15 protein-coding genes are annotated in these 18,402 nt (G+C 61.2%); 9 read left to right on the top strand and 6 right to left on the bottom strand.

Annotated features, from left to right (window positions below):
• Positions 1–60 precede the first annotated feature (60 nt).
• The 3 genes from LY631_RS01495 to LY631_RS01485 all read left to right on the top strand — a co-directional run bounded on the left by LY631_RS01495 (position 61) and on the right by LY631_RS01485 (position 1,404).
• Positions 61–393, top strand: a complete 333-nt coding sequence (locus LY631_RS01495; protein ID WP_274423336.1) for a hypothetical protein — start codon at positions 61–63, stop codon at positions 391–393.
• A gap of 129 nt (positions 394–522) precedes the next feature.
• Entirely contained in the window at positions 523–1,056 is a 534-nt protein-coding gene (locus LY631_RS01490) for a CAP domain-containing protein (protein WP_274423335.1), read from the top strand.
• Between the two features lie 21 nt (positions 1,057–1,077).
• Entirely contained in the window at positions 1,078–1,404 is a 327-nt protein-coding gene (locus tag LY631_RS01485; protein WP_274423334.1) for a DUF167 family protein, read from the top strand.
• Between the two features lie 99 nt (positions 1,405–1,503).
• Here LY631_RS01485 and ppa read toward each other — a convergent pair whose 3' ends face one another.
• Positions 1,504–2,037, bottom strand: coding sequence for an inorganic diphosphatase (gene ppa / locus LY631_RS01480; RefSeq protein ID WP_274423333.1), 534 nt, complete (start codon positions 2,035–2,037; stop codon positions 1,504–1,506).
• A gap of 392 nt (positions 2,038–2,429) precedes the next feature.
• Here ppa and LY631_RS01475 point away from each other — a divergent pair, with 392 nt between their 5' ends.
• Positions 2,430–3,740, top strand: a complete 1,311-nt coding sequence (locus LY631_RS01475) for an aminotransferase class V-fold PLP-dependent enzyme (protein WP_274423332.1) — start codon at positions 2,430–2,432, stop codon at positions 3,738–3,740.
• Positions 3,741–3,744: 4 nt separating this feature from the next.
• Here LY631_RS01475 and LY631_RS01470 read toward each other — a convergent pair whose 3' ends face one another.
• Together LY631_RS01470 and LY631_RS01465 are read right to left on the bottom strand one after the other, a co-directional pair.
• Positions 3,745–4,656, bottom strand: coding sequence for a helix-turn-helix domain-containing protein (locus LY631_RS01470; RefSeq protein WP_274423331.1), 912 nt, complete (start codon positions 4,654–4,656; stop codon positions 3,745–3,747).
• Positions 4,657–4,798: 142 nt separating this feature from the next.
• Complete coding sequence (locus tag LY631_RS01465; protein WP_274423330.1) at positions 4,799–6,127, bottom strand: NAD(P)H-dependent oxidoreductase; 1,329 nt, start codon at positions 6,125–6,127, stop codon at positions 4,799–4,801.
• A 362-nt stretch (positions 6,128–6,489) separates the two neighbouring features.
• Between LY631_RS01465 and LY631_RS01460 the strand changes: the two genes are divergently transcribed.
• The 3 genes from LY631_RS01460 to purH all read left to right on the top strand — a co-directional run bounded on the left by LY631_RS01460 (position 6,490) and on the right by purH (position 10,158).
• A complete protein-coding gene (locus tag LY631_RS01460) occupies positions 6,490–7,137 on the top strand; it encodes an SRPBCC family protein (RefSeq protein ID WP_274423329.1) in 648 nt (215 codons plus the stop codon).
• A 13-nt stretch (positions 7,138–7,150) separates the two neighbouring features.
• Complete coding sequence (locus LY631_RS01455) at positions 7,151–8,332, top strand: zinc-dependent alcohol dehydrogenase (protein WP_274423328.1); 1,182 nt, start codon at positions 7,151–7,153, stop codon at positions 8,330–8,332.
• Positions 8,333–8,541: 209 nt separating this feature from the next.
• Positions 8,542–10,158 (top strand): bifunctional phosphoribosylaminoimidazolecarboxamide formyltransferase/IMP cyclohydrolase, encoded by a 1,617-nt coding sequence (purH, locus tag LY631_RS01450; RefSeq protein ID WP_274423327.1) that lies wholly within the window; start codon positions 8,542–8,544, stop codon positions 10,156–10,158.
• A gap of 10 nt (positions 10,159–10,168) precedes the next feature.
• Here purH and LY631_RS01445 read toward each other — a convergent pair whose 3' ends face one another.
• Both LY631_RS01445 and LY631_RS01440 read right to left on the bottom strand, forming a co-directional pair.
• Complete coding sequence (locus tag LY631_RS01445) at positions 10,169–11,491, bottom strand: MFS transporter (protein ID WP_274423873.1); 1,323 nt, start codon at positions 11,489–11,491, stop codon at positions 10,169–10,171.
• A gap of 68 nt (positions 11,492–11,559) precedes the next feature.
• A complete protein-coding gene (locus tag LY631_RS01440; RefSeq protein ID WP_274423326.1) occupies positions 11,560–16,344 on the bottom strand; it encodes an NAD-glutamate dehydrogenase in 4,785 nt (1,594 codons plus the stop codon).
• Positions 16,345–16,454: 110 nt separating this feature from the next.
• Between LY631_RS01440 and LY631_RS01435 the strand changes: the two genes are divergently transcribed.
• Complete coding sequence (locus LY631_RS01435) at positions 16,455–17,018, top strand: peroxidase-related enzyme (protein WP_274423325.1); 564 nt, start codon at positions 16,455–16,457, stop codon at positions 17,016–17,018.
• 8 nt (positions 17,019–17,026) lie between these two features.
• Here the strand turns inward: LY631_RS01435 and LY631_RS01430 are convergent, their stop codons facing one another.
• Complete coding sequence (locus LY631_RS01430) at positions 17,027–17,572, bottom strand: L,D-transpeptidase family protein (protein WP_274423324.1); 546 nt, start codon at positions 17,570–17,572, stop codon at positions 17,027–17,029.
• A gap of 146 nt (positions 17,573–17,718) precedes the next feature.
• Between LY631_RS01430 and LY631_RS01425 the strand changes: the two genes are divergently transcribed.
• Positions 17,719–18,402, top strand: coding sequence for a response regulator transcription factor (locus LY631_RS01425; RefSeq protein ID WP_274423323.1), 684 nt, complete (start codon positions 17,719–17,721; stop codon positions 18,400–18,402).

Raw genomic sequence — 18,402 nt, 5'->3', positions numbered from 1 at the left:
TCTCATATGGGAACGTATGCCAGGGCCTTGTGATTGACCCGTTTTGGACAGGAGTCGGTCATGGCAGACAAGAACGAACGCCAGCATGTGAAAGTCGAAACGGATCTTCGTAAAGCCAGCGGCACAGAGAGGGTTCACGAGCGCATGAAGGCACAGCCCGACGCGCAGGACCTCTCCGATCCCAAGGAAGTCTGGAAAGACTTAGAGACGACACCGGCAGCCGACGTGGACGAGGAGATCGCCGAGGGCGGTGCTGGTCGCGTGGCCGACGCCGGCGATGTCGGCGTGGGGCAGGCTTCGCCCTATGGGACCGAAGCGCAGGCCGATGCGCTTGCGCGGCAGACCAAGCGCACGGGCGAGCCGCGCGGTGTGGAAAAGCCCAAACGGGATTAGCTTTACAGCTACGGCTTACCGTCGCGACAGGGCGCTGACTATCTTTGAATGCCTGTTGCAACTGTAACGAGCCTGTGGACAGTTGCGGCCGTCTGGTAGCCGCCACATTTGCTTGCTAACGGCTGGTGCATGACTGGCGATCGTATACTCTCTCGACGATGGTTCGCGGCGGCTTGCCTGCTCCTGGTGAGTGTTCTGCTGGCCGGTTGCGCTACGCGGCCGACCGCCGATCATACATTGAGTGAAATCGTCAATGTTTCCGCGCTGCGCGCGGAAGCGTTGGCCATGGTCAACCAACAGCGCCGGGGAGAAGGGCTTGCTGCCCTGCAACCTTCTGCGCGGCTCAATGCCGCTGCCCAGGCGCATGCGGAGGATATGGCGCGGCGCGGCTTTTACAGCCACCACTCACCCGAGGGGCAGGACGCGCAGGCCCGTTACCGGGCACAAGGCGGCAGGGACTGGCGCATCATCGGCGAAAACATTGCGTCCTGCCGCAATTGTGCGTCGCCATCCGAACAGCTCCGGCTGTTCCAGCAGAGCTGGATGCGGAGTGCGGGGCATCGCCAGAACATCCTGGAGGCGCGTTACGAGGAGTTCGGCTTCGGTATTGCATCGGCGAATGGCAGATACTATGTGGTGCAGACTTTTGTCGGTCACCGGTAGGGCGGCAGCGCCGTGCGATAAATGGATAGCCGAAGCGCAGGATGGCTACGTCATACCAAAGAGCACCTGCAGATCTTCGTCCGCGTGACGCCCGGCTCGTCCGCGGACGCCATCGACGGGATGTTCGAGGCGGGTGACGGGCGCCATTATCTCAAAGTGCGGGTCCGCGCGGCGCCGGAGAACGGAAAAGCAAACCGGGCCCTCGAAAAACTGCTTTCCAAAACGTTCCGGCTTGCCAAAAACGCCGTGAATGTCACCGGCGGCACGACCTCACGTTTCAAGACCGTTTCGATAGCGGGCGATCAATCTGAGATTTCACGGAAAATCGCCGCTGTCGTAGATCCGTAGGGGGAGGTCTATGATGCGTGGCTGCAAGTACGCGGTTGCCATATATCCGGGATGGCTGCAGCCTAGCTACGGCCGCCTTCCTATCCCGGATAGTCGCCGCTAAGCCTTTTTCTTGGCCCGATCGATCGCCTCGGTGATCAGACGGCGGGCTGCCCCTGCATCCATCCAATCACCGATCTTTACCCATTTGCCGGGCTCGAGATCCTTGTAGTGCTCGAAGAAGTGCTGGATCTGCTGAAGCGTAATCTCCGGCAGATCGGAATAATTGTGCACGCTCTCGTAGCGTCGGGTAAGCCCCGGCGACGGGACGGCAATGATCTTTTCGTCCTGGCCGGAATTATCCTCCATGACGAGAACGCCGATGGGGCGCACATTGATAACGCAGCCGGGAATCAGCTGGCGTGTGTTGCATATCAGCACGTCGATCGGATCGCCGTCGTCGGACAGCGTATGCGGCACGAAGCCGTAATTCCCGGGATAGGTCATCGGGGTGTAGAGAAACCGGTCGACAACGAGCGTGCCGGCTTCCTTATCCATTTCGTACTTGATCGGCTGTCCACCGACCGGCACTTCAACGATGACGTTTACGTCTTCTGGTGGATTGTCGCCTATGGAAATAGCTTCAATGCGCATGGGTCTTCCGAAATCCGTCGATCTTTATTGCCGCGGTCCGTAGCGCCTGCCGCCTATGCTGGCAATGCGGCGGATCAACCCATAGCCGAATTTCTGTGGAAGGCGAAGCTGATTGTCCTTCCGCCGAATTTTCGCGCAGCGCTCCTTTGAGCTTTCATCAACCCTGCTCCCTGAGTCCCTCGGCGCGGTGACGATACGCGGGCTGAGCCTGCCGCAAGGGCAGCTTGATCGTCCTGCAGCTGGTGGATTCGGAGATCGTTGTACAGGTGCTGGATCGCTACAGCGATATCGAGGGTCACTACGACGTACTGCCAGAACGCTGCACCGGGTCGCCACACGCTGGGAACAAGCCGCCCTCTGGTGTGTTGATTTGCAAACATCGGATGGACAGAATGGCCCTTTCACGTCGAACCGTACTCAAGGCATCCGGGGTGGCCGGCTTTGCATTTGCTGCCGACACCTCAGTATGGCAAGCGTCGGCACAAGCACCTCTTGGCGAGCCCGGCAGTTGGCCTTGGGTGCGCGACCTTTTCGATTTGTCGCCCGACACTGTTCATATGAGCACGATGCTGATCGCCTCCCATCCCCGGCCGGTCCGCGAGGCAATCGAGGAGCATCGCAGCGGGCTGGACGCCGATCCCGTGCGTTATCTTGAGCGTAACAACAATCGCCTCACCGATGCCGCACGGCAGGCTGCGGGCGACTATCTCGGCGTTCACCCTTCGCATATTGCGCTGACCGATAGCACGACGATGGGCATCGGCCTCGTCTACACGGGGTTGAAGCTGCAGCCGGGCGATGAGGTTCTAACGACCGAGCACGATTATTACGTTACCCACGAGTCCCTTCGCCTCATGGCGGAACGCACGGGCGCCGGAGTACGCAAGATTACGCTTTTCGAGGATCCGGCGGAGACGAGTGAAGACGAGATCGTCAGTCGAATCGTCGACGCAGTGCGCCCGGCAACGCGCCTCGTCGCGCTGACCTGGGTTCACTCGAGCACCGGTCTGAAAATGCCCGTAAGCGCGATCGCGGCTGCCTTGCGTGAGGTGAATGCCGAGCGGGACGCGGAGGATCAGGTTCTGCTGGGCATCGATGCCGTGCATGGTTTTGGCGTCGAAGATACTAATTTTCTGCAGCTTGGCTGCGACTTCTTCATGGCAGGGTGTCATAAATGGCTGTTCGGGCCGCGTGGCACTGGCATCGTAGCCATCAGTGAGCGCGGGCTGGATGCCGTACGCCCCACCATTCCCAGCTTCACGGACGATGCCGTCTTCAGCGCCTGGCTGGAGGGAGCCGACGAACCGCCCGGTGGCAATACGGGGCCGCGGATGACGCCCGGGGGATTCAAGCCGTTCGAGCATCGCTGGGCCCTGTCGGAAGCGTTCGCGCTGCACCGGCAGATCGGTCGCGCGCGTGTTGCTGAGCGAACCCATTTTCTTGCGACGTCCTTAAAGGACGCTCTTGCGGAACATCCGGGCGTGACGCTGCGCACGCCGCGCGATAGCCGGTTTTCCGCGGGAATTGTCTCGTTCGACGTCGATGGCGTGCATCCCAACGCTGTGGTCTCCCGACTGCGGCAGCACGAAATTATCGCTTCCGTGGCGCCCTATGCCGTGCCGCACGTGCGACTTACTCCCAGCATCCGCAACAACGAGCAGGATATAGAGCGCGTCGCCGCAGCGCTGCGATCCATCGCCTAGGATACTATATACGCCGGGAGCGCAGCAGCGCAGGTGTCAACCCCTTGTGCTTGCGCATGGCCGAGGTGAGATGACTCTGGCTCGAAAACCCCGTCAAATAAGCGATGGCCGCGATCGTCAGTTCGGTCTCGACCAGCATCTTCTCCGCGCGGGCGAGGCGCAGATTCAAAAGATACTGATGCGGAGAAATGCCGAAGGTCTTGGCAAAGGCCTGAATGAAATGTCCGGGTGAAAGTTCGCATATTGCGGCAAGGTCGGCGACGGCGAGCTTACGCGCAAAATTCTCATGAAGAAATTCATCGATGCGTCGCGCGGCGCGCAGGGAAAGCCCTCCGGCGACTTTGGACGTGGAGCCCTGGATGTTGGTATAATTGCGCAGCAGGTGGATGCCAAACAAGGTTACCAGTGAATCTATGTAGAATTCGCTGGTTGGCTCGTGGCCGCTCAGTTCAGCCTTCAGCATCTCGGCAATACGGAGCGCGGTGGGATCGATCGTTCCGAAAGGCGGTGCCTGGAGTTCGAGTCCCGTTCTGTCGAACTCCTGTTCGGCCAGTTCCTGCAGGCTTTCCGGTCCGATCGCCACCACCGCATTTTCCCGCATTGCATGCCATTTTGTGCGGCTATCCACATTCGCGGGATTGACAATGATCATCCCGACCGGCGCATCAAACCTTCTCATGGAATCGCTGGCGATTGCCGCCTCGATACCCCGACAGGGCGCGAGCATGACGGCCGCGAAGTGACTCTCGGAAAGGAATTCTTGAGAGCCAGGCTCGCGCACGGAATACACCGCACCGCCCCTGCACGTCGACGCGCGCGGCCCTGCATTTTCCGGAATAAGGTCCAAAGCCTGGGCATGTGCCGACCGCCGCATCTCCTCGACGCGACGATCGGAAGAACCATAATGGCTTTGCATTGATGCCGCCCCCCGACGCATTCATATCGTTTTTTGACTGGATTATTTTCTTGGTATTCGCAAGTGGAAGAGGGGTTGGCCACGGACTTCGCGGTTCACAGTGGCTATTTGGTTACATGGACGGTTGTGTAGGGAAAGCCGGTTAGTTGCGACTTTCCTTGTAGAGGCGTTCATCCTGCAGCGCCCGCAACGCCGCGATTTTTGAGCCCTTTGGTGGCGCGGCGTTATTGTAGGTGATCAGGTCGCCCCTGCGGATCGGCTGCAATACCGTTCCGCGCTCGAGAAGCCCGCAAGGTATGGCCTTTTCCGCGCGTGCGTCGCCTACCGCCATAATCCAGGCACGGTAGGTGTACTCACCGATGGCATCGAGGCGGTCACCCGGCGAGAGATCCTTCTTTGCCACGGCGCAGACCTCGGCGACCGGTGTTTTGAGCGGGACCATGTCCGCCTTGCCGTAAAGTACGACGCGCGCGCAAGTCAGCGGCACTTCCAGCGAGGTGAGGTGATAGGGCCTGTGAAATGTGAAATAGGGCCCGGTGCCCATCTTGAGGTCCTCCATCCGCTCGCGGATGCGCGGATGACCCATCTCGGCGATGACGAAGACGCCGGGGGCCACGCCCTTACCGACGGAATAGTCCACCACGCCGGCGCGTGAGAGCACACCGCCATCCTCCCGAGGTATCAGCGTGGAGGAAAGCTGGTCGAGCGTTGAAGAAGGGCCGTGCATGCCCGGCCTGTCGGGCACAAGGCCGGTCGCGTTGGCGATGGCGGCCATCTCGACCATGGTCTTGGAGCCGTCGACGAACTCGACCAGCATACGCTTGTTCATGTTCCGACGCTTTGCCTCTTCGGCGTAATCGTCGGGCACAGCGTCGATGTTGAGCGGATTGTTCTTGCCTTTGCCCGCGGCCACGATCGGATGGCCCATGGCGGAGACGAACTCGATCAGTTCCATGCAGGCTGAAGGCTCGTCGCCAGCTCCCAGCGAATAGGTAACGCCCAGGCGGTCCGCCTCGCTCTTCAGATACGCGCCGATAGTCACGTCGGCCTCGACGTTCATCATGACGAGATGCTTGCCGTGCTGCATTGCCGACAAGCCGATCTCGGCGCCGACAGAGGGCACGCCCGTGGCGTCGACCACCACGTCGATCAGTTCGCTCTCGACGAGCATTGCCGCGCTCTCGGCAACAGCGATCCTGCCGCTTTCCATGGCTGCCGTCATTGCCAATCCGCTGTCGACGCAGCGGGCGCGGCCGTCCTCGCCATAGGCGATTTTGACAGCTTTCATGGCCGCCTCGACCTTGTGCTCGGCAATGGCACCGACTTCGATTCCGGACATATGCGCAACCCGAGCGACGATGTCGGTCCCCATTTCGCCCGCGCCTACAAGACCGATCCGCACCGGCTTTCCCGACCTGGCGCGTTCGTCCAGGTCGCGTGCCAGTCCGACGGGCGCTACATTCGTGGTCATGATTTTCTCCCGGTGCGGGCCAATGTGTTACAGCCCGTTCTATTCCCGGTAGCCGGTTTGTCAAAGGCCGCGCGCGAATGCCGCAGATTTTCAAACCAGATATGCGGTGATTGCACTTTAACCGGACCGGCCACCGCCTTATGTAGCGGCCAAGTTCTCGGCGCGGCCTTCCTCCTCCCAGGCTCGCCGAGCCGGCCAGCAGTTCTCCTCCCTAGTGCTGGTCGTATTCAGAAGCACCCGCCGGACCTCCTCCCCCGGCGGGCGTTTTTTATGGTTCAAACGCTTTCGGCAGCGCGGAACAATCCTCGCCGGCAAATGGTTCGTGCACCCAAGACGCGGGTCCCACCGCGATGGAGTGTTTCATGCATCACCGACATCACGAATATAGAAACGGACGCGCCATTGCCGCCGTCGTCCTCGGTACCGCGGCGGGTGTGGCGATCTTGGCGGTCGCGCGCAAGGGCATGCGCAAACGCACAATCGTGCAGCCCGAGGATTCACCACGGCGCCTGTGGCGCCGCACCGGAGCGGTAGCCGCGTTGGTCGGCCGCACGGTCACGATCAATCGCCCGCGAGAGGAAGTCTATGCGCGCTGGCGCGATTTTGCCCGGTTTCCCGAATTCATGGAGAATGTTCGCTCGGTCACGCCGATCGACCGGATGCGTTCGCGCTGGGTCATCGAAGCGCCGGCCGGCAGCAGCGTCACGTTCGAGACGAAGATTACCGAGGAGCGCGAGAACGAGTTGATTGCATGGGAAACGGATGCGGATTCGGAAGTGAGCAACAGCGGCCGTGTCCTCTTCCGCGATGCTCCGGGCGGGCGCGGCACGCAGGTCGAGGCGACCATCGCCTACGAACCGCCGGCAGGCGCGGTCGGACGTGCGGCGGCGAAGGTCATGCAGCGCGAACCGCAGATCCAGGTTCGCCGCGAGCTACGCCGCTTCAAGCAATTGATGGAAACGGGCGAGATCGCCACCGCCGCCACGGAGCTTACCGCGCCCCGCGCATAAGGGAGAGTCCATAATGCGAGCGCTTACCTGGCATGGAAAGAGGGACGTCCGCGTCGATACGGTGCGCGACCCGGAAATCGTCAATCCGCGCGATGCCATCATCAAGGTCACCTCGACCGCTATCTGCGGGTCCGATCTTCATCTTTACAACGGCCTCATTCCGGCGCTTACGCCAGGCGATATTCTTGGCCATGAATTCATGGGCGAAGTGGTTGACGTCGGAAAGGACAACAAGAAGCTGAAGAAGGGTGACCGCGTGGTGGTGCCCTTCGTGATTGCATGCGGGCACTGCTTTTTCTGCGAAAAACAGCTCTATGCCGCTTGCGACAACTCCAATCCGGCCGACAAGGCCGACATCTCGGAAATGCTTTACGGGCACCGTGCCGGCGGTTTCTTCGGCTATACGCACCTGACCGGAGGTTATGCCGGTGGGCAGGCGGAATATGTCCGGGTGCCTTATTCGGATGTCGGTCCCATCGTCGTCCCCGATGGCATGGAGGATGATGAGGTGCTCTTCCTCTCCGATATCCTGCCGACAGGCTGGATGGCGGCGGAAAATTGCGAGATCAAAGAAGGCGATACCGTCGCCGTGTGGGGCTGCGGCCCGGTTGGGCTGTTTGCGGTGCAAAGCGCATTAATCATGGGCGCCGGGCAGGTGATTGCGATCGATCACTATCCCCACCGGCTGGAGTTGGCCCGGAAATTCGGCGCCAAGGCCGTCAACTTTAGAAATACCCATGTCTACGAGGCGCTGGTGGAAATGACGGGCGGGATCGGCCCGGACGCTGTCATCGATGCGGTCGGCATGGAAAGCCATGGTTTCGCGGTCGACAATCTCTACGATTATGCCAAGCAGAAGGTGATGCTCGAGACGGACCGGCCGCATGTGCTGCGCCAGGCACTTTATGCGTGCCGGAAGGGCGGGCGTGTGTCCGTGCCGGGTGTCTATGGCGGGTTTGTGGACAAGTTCCCCGCGGGTGCGTTCATGCAAAAGGGGCTGACGCTGCGCACCGGGCAGACGCACATGCAGCGCTATATGCCAAAGCTCTTGGATCTGATCCGCGAAGGCAAGGTGGACACCACCTTCCTGATCAGCCACCGGCTTCCGCTTGAGCAGGCGCCGAAGGGATATCACAAGTTCGCCTTTGAACAGAACGAAACCACCAAGGTCGTGCTGAAGCCCGGTATGCAGTAAAGCGGCGCCGCCGCGTTAATATTCGATGGTTCGACGCGACAGTTGTGAACTGCCATTCATGGCAGTCAGCGCTCTTTCGTGCCCTCTGCCCGGCAGGGTAGGGTGGACACCCAGCGTAAAGCGCAACTGTAAAGTCAATGGCATCGCAGCTTGATTTGCGCAGAGCTTGTGCTAACCCGTGGCCAACCTGCCGAGGAAGATGCCTGCTCATGTCCGTATCGTCAAAAAAAGTCCCACCCCCCGATCTCATCCCGATCAAAAAAGCGCTCCTGTCTGTTTCCGACAAGTCGGGCATTGTCGATCTCGCCCGTGCGCTGGCGGAGCATGAGATCGACCTCGTCTCCACGGGCGGTACGGCGCGGGCACTGACCGGAGATGGGCTCATGGTGCGTGACGTATCAGACCTGACGGGCTTTCCGGAAATCATGGATGGGCGCGTGAAAACGCTTCACCCGAACGTCCATGGCGGTCTCCTGGGCATTCGCGATGACGAGGAACACCGTGCGGCCATGGAGGCCCATGCCATCCAACCCATCGATCTCATCATCATTAATCTCTATCCCTTCGAGGAGGTCCGCTTTGGCGGCGGGGATTACGCAACGACGGTCGAAAACATCGATATCGGCGGTCCAGCCATGCTGCGCGCCGCCGCCAAGAACCACGCCTACGTGACCGTGGTGACCGACCCGGCGGACTACGAACGCGTGCTTCAAGCCTTGAACGAGCACGACGGCGCCGTGCCCTATCGCCTGCGCCAGGAACTGGCGGCAAAAGCCTATGCGCGCACGGCGGCCTATGATGCCGCGATCTCGCAATGGTTCGCCGAAACGCTGCAGATCGAGCAGCCCGAATGGCAAAGCTTCGGCGGCCGGCTGAAACAGGTGATGCGCTATGGTGAAAACCCGCACCAGAAGGCCGGCTTCTACGTGACTGGTGATCGGAGACCGGGCGTGGCGACCGCCAGCCAGACCCAGGGCAAGCAACTTTCCTACAATAACATCAATGATACGGATGCGGCCTTCGAACTCGTCTGCGAATTCGATCCGCAGAAAACTGCGGCAGTCGCCATCATCAAGCACGCCAACCCCTGCGGCGTGGCGGAGGGGGCGTCGCTTGCCGAGGCTTACAAGCAGGCTCTCGCCTGCGATCCGGTCTCGGCCTTCGGTGGCATCGTGGCCCTAAACCGTCCGCTTGACGCGGAAGCGGCGGAGGAGATCGCAAAGATTTTCACCGAGGTTATCATCGCCCCTGACGCGACGGACGAGGCTCAGGCGCTGATCGCCGCCAAAAAGAACCTGCGCCTGCTTCTTACGAACGGTGTCGCGGACCCGCGTCAGCCAGGCCTCACTGCAAAGACCGTTTCCGGCGGACTGCTTGTCCAGACCCGCGACAACGGCAGTGTTGACGATCTTGATCTCAAGGTCGTCACGAAACGCGCTCCGAGCGATAAAGAGATGGCGGACCTGAAATTCGCCTTCCGCGTGGCCAAGCATGTAAAGTCGAACGCAATCGTCTATGCGCGCGACGGTGCGACGATCGGCATAGGGGCCGGCCAGATGAGCCGGGTGGATTCGGCACGTATCGCCGCACGGAAGGCTGAGGACGCGGCCGAAGCCGCGGGGCTGGGGGAGCCGCTCACCAAGGGTTCGGTCGTGGCGTCCGACGCCTTCTTCCCCTTTGCCGACGGGCTTTTAAGCGCCGTGGAGGCAGGCGCGACCGCCGTTATCCAGCCCGGCGGCTCCATGCGTGACGAAGAGGTGATTGCCGCCGCCGACGAGAACGGTATCGCCATGGTGTTCACTGGGATCAGGCATTTCCGGCACTGAGGCTACACCCTCAAGGTTCCACGCGACTGCGGATCATCGGGAGCAGAATCAACCCCAGAACGAACAGCGCGAGAATGGGCGTGACGCCCAGACGTTGTGCCGTTTCGGGCGAAAAGGAGAATGCAGCGTTGGAAAAATAACCCGTTGCCGCGGCCACCGCGAGCGGGCCGATAAAGGTGGTGGCCTTGCCTGAAAGGGCATAAAGGCCGAAGCCCTCGGCGATATGCCCATGGGGCACCTGGTCGACAAGAAGTGTGCGCGAGGAGGCTTGAATCGCCCCGCCGGCCGCCCCGATGAGCCCGCCGGCAACAAAGAAAATCACGTTCGGCAGAGGGCTTGCCGCGTCGAGCGGCATGAAGAAGATCTCCTCGGGCGTGGTCGAGATAACCATAAGGCAGGACAACACGAGAATGAGGATGGAGGCCGTCACAACGGTTTTCGGCCCGAAAGCCTGGTCGACGCGCCCTCCGGCCCAAGCGCCGACCGCACCGGTCGCGGCGGCGATAATTCCGAAGATTCCGATTTGAGTGGTCGACCACCCGAGAACGCCGGCGGCATAAATACCGCCGAAAATATAGAGCGCGTTGAGCGCATCGCGATAGAGCATCGAAGAGATGAGAAAGCTAAAATAGCTGCGCTCGGAAGGCAGGCGGCGAAGCGTTGCGCCAAGCCGCCGCAAACCTTCCCGAACTGCGCCAACCGTTCTGCGGCGCGGCTGGTCGGGTGTGAAAAGAAACATCGGCAGGACGAAGACAACATACCAGAGCGCCGTGAACGGCCCCGATGCTCGGTCGCCTTCTCGCGCGGCCGGATCGAGCCCGAGGATCGGCTCGAGACCGAGCAGCGTACCCCCCGTTTCCGGCGTGGCCGCCATGAGACCCAACACAAGCACGAGCGAGACAAGCCCGCCCACATAACCAAGGCCCCACGCGGAGCCGGAAAGCCGGCCCAGTTCGGATCGTGGCACGAGATTCGGCATCATGGCGTTGTTGAAGACGGCGGCGAACTCCATCCCGAAAACGCCGAGCGCTACCGCAATCAATACGAATGTGAGATTCTCTGTGTCGGGTGTAGCAAACCACAATGCCGAGCAGGCCAGGACACCAATGGTCGAAAGGGCGAAGATCCACGGCTTGCGCGGTCCGGATGCATCGGCGATGGCGCCGAGCACAGGTGACGAAAGCGCAATCAGAAGACCGCCGATGCCGGTCGCTAGCCCCCATAATTCCTGACCTCGTGCCGAGTCCGAGGCGACAGCGGCAGCGAAATAGGGGCCGAAGACGAAAGTAAGAACGAGCGTGTGAAAAGGCTGCTGCGCCCAATCGAAGAACATCCAGCCCCAGATACCGCGGCGGTTCACCGTCAGGCCACTGCCCGTCGGCACGACTCCCTCAGCCTGATTCAAGTGTTCAGATCCGCAATCAGTCCCGCGGCAACCGTCAGGCGCGAGATGGAAAGGTCGCCCGTATCTATCAGCGACTGCAGCCGCTCGCGTACCCGCGCCACGCGCGAATCGCCTGCCTCGACCCACCGCTGGGCCGGGTTATCCGCATCGGGATAGGTTGAGAGGGCGGTGATCGTGATGTCGCGCCTGGCGGCGTCGATGGTATCCATGGCCCGGGCTCGCGCCAGGCCGTCGTAGTAATCGGCCGGCGTGAGCGAGTCCGCTGCCGCCTCTATGCGGCTCAACCGAAACGCCTCGCTGATCGCGAAGAAGGTCGACGCCGCCCTGGACAGTTCCGCCTTGGCGGTGTCTGCGGCATGCGCGATATCGGGAACGAGCACCGCGACGTCGAGGAAGGCAAGCTGCCTTGCCAGATCCGCCGGCACATCCTCTCCTTCGAGAGTCCTGACGGTCTCGTTCATGCCGTTCTTGAGGAAGTCGGTCATGACGGTATCAAGCTGCGGCTCGAGCGTCCGGCGCGCCTCGGCCAAACGGCGGATCCGCTCGCCCGTGTTGCCTTGTCCGGCCCCGGTCTTCAGCTGCCAGGCGGTTGCCGTGACGATCAGCTTCCAAACACGCTGGTAGAGCCCAAGCTGTACCTGGCCGTCGATCCGGTTGTCCAGCGCATCGATGGCTGCATAGAGGGATCGCAGGTCAAAGCCGTCGCGCACGACCGCGTAGGCAGCGACGATCTCCGACGCCGGGCGGCCGGTCATGTCCTGTAGCTGGGTAATGAAGGTAGGCCCACCCCGATCGATAACGTCATTGGCAAGCTCGGTGGCGATGATCTCGCGCCGCAGCCGATGGTCGCGGATTTCCCCCGCATACTGCTCGCGCATCTGCGTCGGGAAATAGTCGAAGAGGTCGCTCTCGAAATGAGGTTCGTCAGGCAGGCCGCTTTCGACCAGCTCATCGAACAGCACGATCTTGGCATAGGCGAGCAGAACCCCGATTTCCGCTCTTGTCAGGCACTCGCCACGACCTTGCCGTTCGGCGATCGCTTCCGGACCGGGGAGGAACTCCACGGCCCGGTCCAGGTGCCCCTGGTTCTCGAACATCGTCATCATGCGCGCCTGATGCGGCAGCTCGGAAACACCTCGCCGCTCGACCATGGAGATGGCCAGAGTCTGGCGGTAGTTGTTCTGGAGCACGAGCCCGGCCACATCCTCGGTCATCGCAGCAAGCAGCTCGTTGCGGTCGGGGCGCGTAAGACGGCCGGAGCGCATGGCCGCTGCGAGCGCGATCTTGATGTTAACCTCCATGTCGGAGGAATTGACCCCGGCGGAATTATCGATCGCGTCGGAGTTGCAGCGCCCGCCATGCAGATCGTACTCGATCCGCGCGCGCTGGGTCAGACCGAGGTTAGCCCCCTCACCAATCACCTTGGCTCCGACTTCGGGGGCGGTGATGCGGACGGCATCGTTGGCGCGGTCGCCTACATCCTGGTTGGACTCGCCGGCTGCGCGTACATAGGTGCCGATGCCGCCGAACCACAACAGGTCGGCGGGTGCCTTCAGGATCGCGCGTATGACCTCCGCCGGGGACCCGGTGGTCTCCTCCATGCCGATGGCGTCGGCCGCCTCCCGGCTCAACGTGACCTGCTTCTGTGCACGGGAGACGATGATGCCGCCCTTGGAAAGCTTGGATTTGTCGTAATCCTGCCAGGTGCAGCGGCCCATGCCGAACAGCCGCTTCCGCTCGGCATAGGAAATCATCTCGTCCGGATCGGGGTCGATGAAAATGTCCCGGTGATCGAATGCGGCAATCAGCTTTGTACACGGGGAAAGCAACATGCCGTTTCCGAACACGTCGCCCGACATATCGCCCACGCCGACGGCAGTGAACGGCTCGCTCTGTATGTCGCGGTTCATCTCACGGAAATGCCGCTTCACCGCCTCCCATCCGCCGCGCGCTGTAATTCCCATCTTCTTATGATCGTATCCGGCAGAACCGCCGGAAGCGAAGGCGTCGTCCAGCCAGAAATCATGCGCCTGGCTGATCTCGTTGGCCGTGTCGGAGAAGGTGGCCGTGCCCTTGTCGGCGGCAACGACGAAATAGGGATCGTTGTTGTCGTGGCGAACCGTGTTCTCAGGCGGCACGACCCTGTCCGCGTCAAGATTGTCGGTGATCGACAAGAGGGAGGATATGAAATTGATATAGGCCCGCCTGCCCGCCTCGAAGACAGCCTGCCTGTCACTGCCGGCCGGCAGCCGCCGCGGATAGAACCCACCCTTTGCGCCGACCGGCACGATGACGCCATTCTTCACCTGCTGCGCCTTGACGAGACCCAGCACCTCCGTGCGGTAATCCTGCGCCCGGTCCGACCAGCGCAGCCCGCCGCGCGCCACTGGCCCGTAGCGCAGATGCACACCCTCCACGTCCGGACCGTAGACGAAGATCTCGCGCCAAGGCCGCGGCTGCGGCAGACCTTCGACTGCGCGCGAGTCCAGCTTTAACGCCAGCGATGTTTGCGCAAATTGCGCGCTGTCTGCGAAATAATTGGTGCGCAGTGTGGATTTGATGAGGTTTAGGAAGCGGTTGATGATCGTGTCGTCATCGAGGCTCGGTACACTCTCGAGTGCCTCTTCGATCTCCGTTTCAATTTTACGAGCCTGTTCCCCCGCCGAAGCGTCTCCCGCTTGGGCGGGGTCGAAGCGCGCCACGAACAAAGCGAAGAGCTTGGCGGCGATGTGGGGATAGCGATTGAGGGTATTGGCGATGAAGCCCTGGCTTTGCGGAATGCCCGACTGATGCAGGAATCGGCTGTAAGCGCGCAGAACGGAGATCTCGGAGGCTCTGAGCCGCGCCGTTTGCGCCAATGCATTCAACCGGTCATTGTCGTGATCCTGGCGCCAGACCGCGTGGAAGACCTCCTCGAACAGAGCGCCGTCATCCGAAAGATCGATCTTACTGTCATCGAACGCGCTCTCCAGTTCCATGTCGTGCAGAAAGACCTGATCCTCGCCGGGCTCGCCGATCTCGAAAGTGCGCTCGCTGATGACGCGGAATCCCATATTCTCCAGAAGCGGCACGCGCCGGCTAAGCGCCACCGGCGCGCCGAAGTGATAAATCTTCAGCGCCGCCTGATCGGGCTCTTGATCCCCGCGGCGGTGGAAATCGATAGCAATGGGATTTTCCGCTGACAGCGTCTCGATGCACGCTGCATCCGCCAGCGCCGTCTTAGGTTCGAAGCTGTTGCGGTAGCTCTCCGGGAAGGCGGCGGCCAGGGCGGCGATATCGTCCCTGGCGCCCGAAACCTCCACCGCGTCCTGCAGCGCATCATCCCAGGTGCGCACGATGTTCCGAACGGCAGATTCCAGCTTCTCCGGCTCGATCCGTGGTGTCTTGCCACCTGAACGGCCGATGATGAAATGAACCCGCGCCAGCGAACCTTCCGGAAAGGCCGGATAATAGGCTGAGACCCGCCCATCGAACGCGGTTTTCAGGTATTCTCCGATCTCGGCGCGAGCCTGGGAATCGTACCGGTCGCGCGGAACGAAGACGATGACCGAGACGAAACGGTCGAACCTGTCGATGCGGTAGAGCACGCGAACGCGCGGGCGGTCGCCGAGGGCCAGGATTGCCTCGGCATGTTTGCGCAGTTGCGTGACGCTGATCTGGAAAAGCTCGTCGCGGGGATAGGATTCCAGCACATTGATCAGCGCCTTACCCGAGTGGTCGGTCGGCGCAAATCCGGAGCGCGCGATCAAGGCCCGCGTCTTGGACCGCAGATACGGGATTTTCATGACCGAGCGCGTGTAGGCGGTCGAGGTAAAGAGACCGACGATGCGCAACTCGCCCGTCAGCTCGCCTTCCTCGCTAAATGTCTTCACCCCTATATAATCCAGATGGACACGGCGATGGACCAGCGAGCGTGCGTTCGCCTTGGTGACGATGAGCGGGTCGGGCCCGTGCAGGAACGCGCGAATTTCAGGGGTGGTAGATACCGGCTCGCCGCCCCGGCGCAGCACAAGGACGTTCGGGTCAGCTAGGATGCCCAAGCCCTTTTTGTCGGCGCGCTCGAGCGTCCCGTCTTCTTCGCTGCCGGTGTAGCGGAACTCGCGCATCCCGAGGAAGGTGAAGTTGTCGTCGCGCAGCCATTCCAAAAACGCGACGGCCTCGGCGACCGCATCTTCCTCCAGCGGGATGGGCGCATAGCGCAGGCGCGTTATCTCTTGGTCGAGGCGCGCCAGCATCGGTTTCCAACCAGTAACGGCCGCCCGGACCTGCAAGAGGATACGAGCCAGCCCCTCCCGCAGCTTTTCGCATCGCTCGGGCGAAATGCGCGGCACATGCACGTGCACAAGGCTCACACGCCCGACATCGCCCGACATCTTTGCGCTTCCATCGCCCACCACCCCGCCGCGGCCGGCACTGTGATCGCGAACCGCGACAATCGGATGCAGCACCAGCGTCGGTTCGGGCGTGGACCCGGTGATCTCGGCCATCACCGAATCGAAAATGAAGGGCATATTGTCGTTGACGATCGTGACCGTCGTGACGGCGCGCCCGGCGCACTCAATGCCGGGATCGGCTTCCACATGGATGGTGCTTTTCCCGGGGGCATGCTCCGTCAGGGCAGCCAGAGCAAGCTCGACGGAGCGATCTATGGCCGCCGCGTCATAATTCGCCAGATCTTCCGCCGGCGCGCGCGAAACGAGGAGTTCCCGCAAACGCGCTTCATCCGACGTGGCGGGCTGTTCTGCGTGTGAAATCTTCGCCGACTTTGCTTTCACGCCCATGCGGGGACCCTCCCGAAAAACTTGCTGTATGTTTGGCACAGATACGTCATTTTGACGAGCCCGTGGACTTGCCGTCCACCTGCTATGTTACCGATGGAGGTGTAAACATAATGACGACCCGCGTAACCGCACTTGATCTCCCCAAACCCGAACTTGGTGAGGAGACACGCGCATATTTCGCTAAATGCGAGGAGAAGCTGGGCCTCGTGCCGAACGTCCTGCGAGCCTACACATTCGATGAAGCGAAGCTGCGCGCCTTCACCGACATGTACAACGACATGATGCTGGGCGAATCCGGGCTCAGCAAGCTTGAGCGCGAAATGATCGCAGTCGCGGTCTCCAGCGCAAACCACTGCTATTACTGCCTGACGGCCCACGGCGCGGCGGTGCGCCAGCTCTCGGGCGATCCGGCGCTCGGCGAAATGATGGTGATGAACTATCGGGCGGCTTCGCTGACGACGCGCCATAAGTCCATGCTGGATTTTGCCGTGAAGCTGACTGAAACGCCGGAAAAGGTCGAGGAACCCGACCGGGAAGCGCTCCGCGAGGCAGGCTTTACCGAGCGGGATATCTGGGACATTGCGTCCGTTGCCGCCTTCTTCAACATGACGAACCGCGTGGCCACGGCGGTCGATATGCGCCCCAATGATGAATACCATTCCATGGCCCGATGATTTGACTGCTATCGCGATACGATGATGCGCGCCTGCGTTGAAAGTGCCGGCAGCAGGCGACCCATGACGGTAGGCGAAACGGCAATACAACCTTCCGTGGGTGAAAAGCTTGGCTTTGCGATGTGCAGGAATATAGCGCTGCCCAGGTTCCGGCCGCGCGATGTGATGTTCCAATCCAGAACCACGCAGACATCGTAAAGCCTGTCCTCGCGCAGCATCGCTTCATGGCTGGCGGCGAAGGGCAGCCGCACCGGCCGGTTGTAATTGGCGTTGTCCGGCGCGTCGCACCAGCCAAGATCCGGTCGGATGGGAAACGCGGGAAGACGGACCGGACCAACCCCTGACTTGCGGCGATCGGAACGGTAGTAAATCCTCAACGGACGCATGGAGGCAAGCGGCGTGGCCCCGTCCCCCTCGCGTTTGCGCGATTCGATGCCGCCGCGCCCAAGTGCGCAGGGATAAACGACGCCGTTATAACTAATCAGCCCCTCCTGCGGTTTTCCGGGACGGGGACGCACCGTAAAAACGGCGCCTTTGGTCTTCCGCGTCAGCATGTGGTAGCCTGACCATGTTTTAGGAACAAAATCGCCATAATGAACAATTATTTGTTGCTGGCTTTCATACTGGTCTTATTACCTCTACACAAAGCAATATGGGGGCTGGTTTAAATCTGTCGGGTTAAAAATCAACGGACTGAAACATGACGCCACGCACCATCCTGATCGTCGACGACGACGACGATCTTCGGTCAACGCTGGTCGAGCAGCTTGCCCTGTACGAGGAATTCGAGCTGCTCGATGAAGCCGCGGCCTCCAAAGGTATTCAGGCCGCCCGCAACGGCATGGTCGATCTTACGATCATGGATGTCGGCCTGCCTGACATGGATGGCAGGGAAGCGGTTAAGATCCTGCGCAAGGGCGGCTATCGCGCTCCCATTATCATGCTGACGGCCCAGGACACCGATTCGGATACGATTCTGGGGCTGGAAGCTGGGGCTAACGACTATGTGACGAAGCCCTTCCGCTTTGCCGTGCTTCTGGCGCGTATCCGCGCCCAGCTGCGCCAGCACGAACAGAGCGAAGACGCCCGCTTTTCCGTCGGTCCGTATACGTTCAAGCCGAGCCAGAAACTTTTGGTGGACGAGCGTGGCAGCAAGATCCGCCTTACTGAGAAAGAAGCCGCCATCATCCGCTATCTCTATCGGGCCGAGCAGAAGGTGATCACGCGCGATGTTCTGCTCGAGGAGGTGTGGGGCTACAATTCCGGCGTGACCACACACACGCTCGAAACGCACGTCTATCGTCTGCGGCAAAAGATCGAACGCGATCCTTCCAAAGCCGAAATTCTTGTGACAGAAAGCGGCGGATACAAGCTCGTGCCCTGA

The organism is Chelativorans sp. YIM 93263 (assembly GCF_028767125.1).
Classification (GTDB): domain Bacteria; phylum Pseudomonadota; class Alphaproteobacteria; order Rhizobiales; family Rhizobiaceae; genus Chelativorans.
This window is presented reverse-complemented; position numbering and strand designations above follow the sequence as displayed.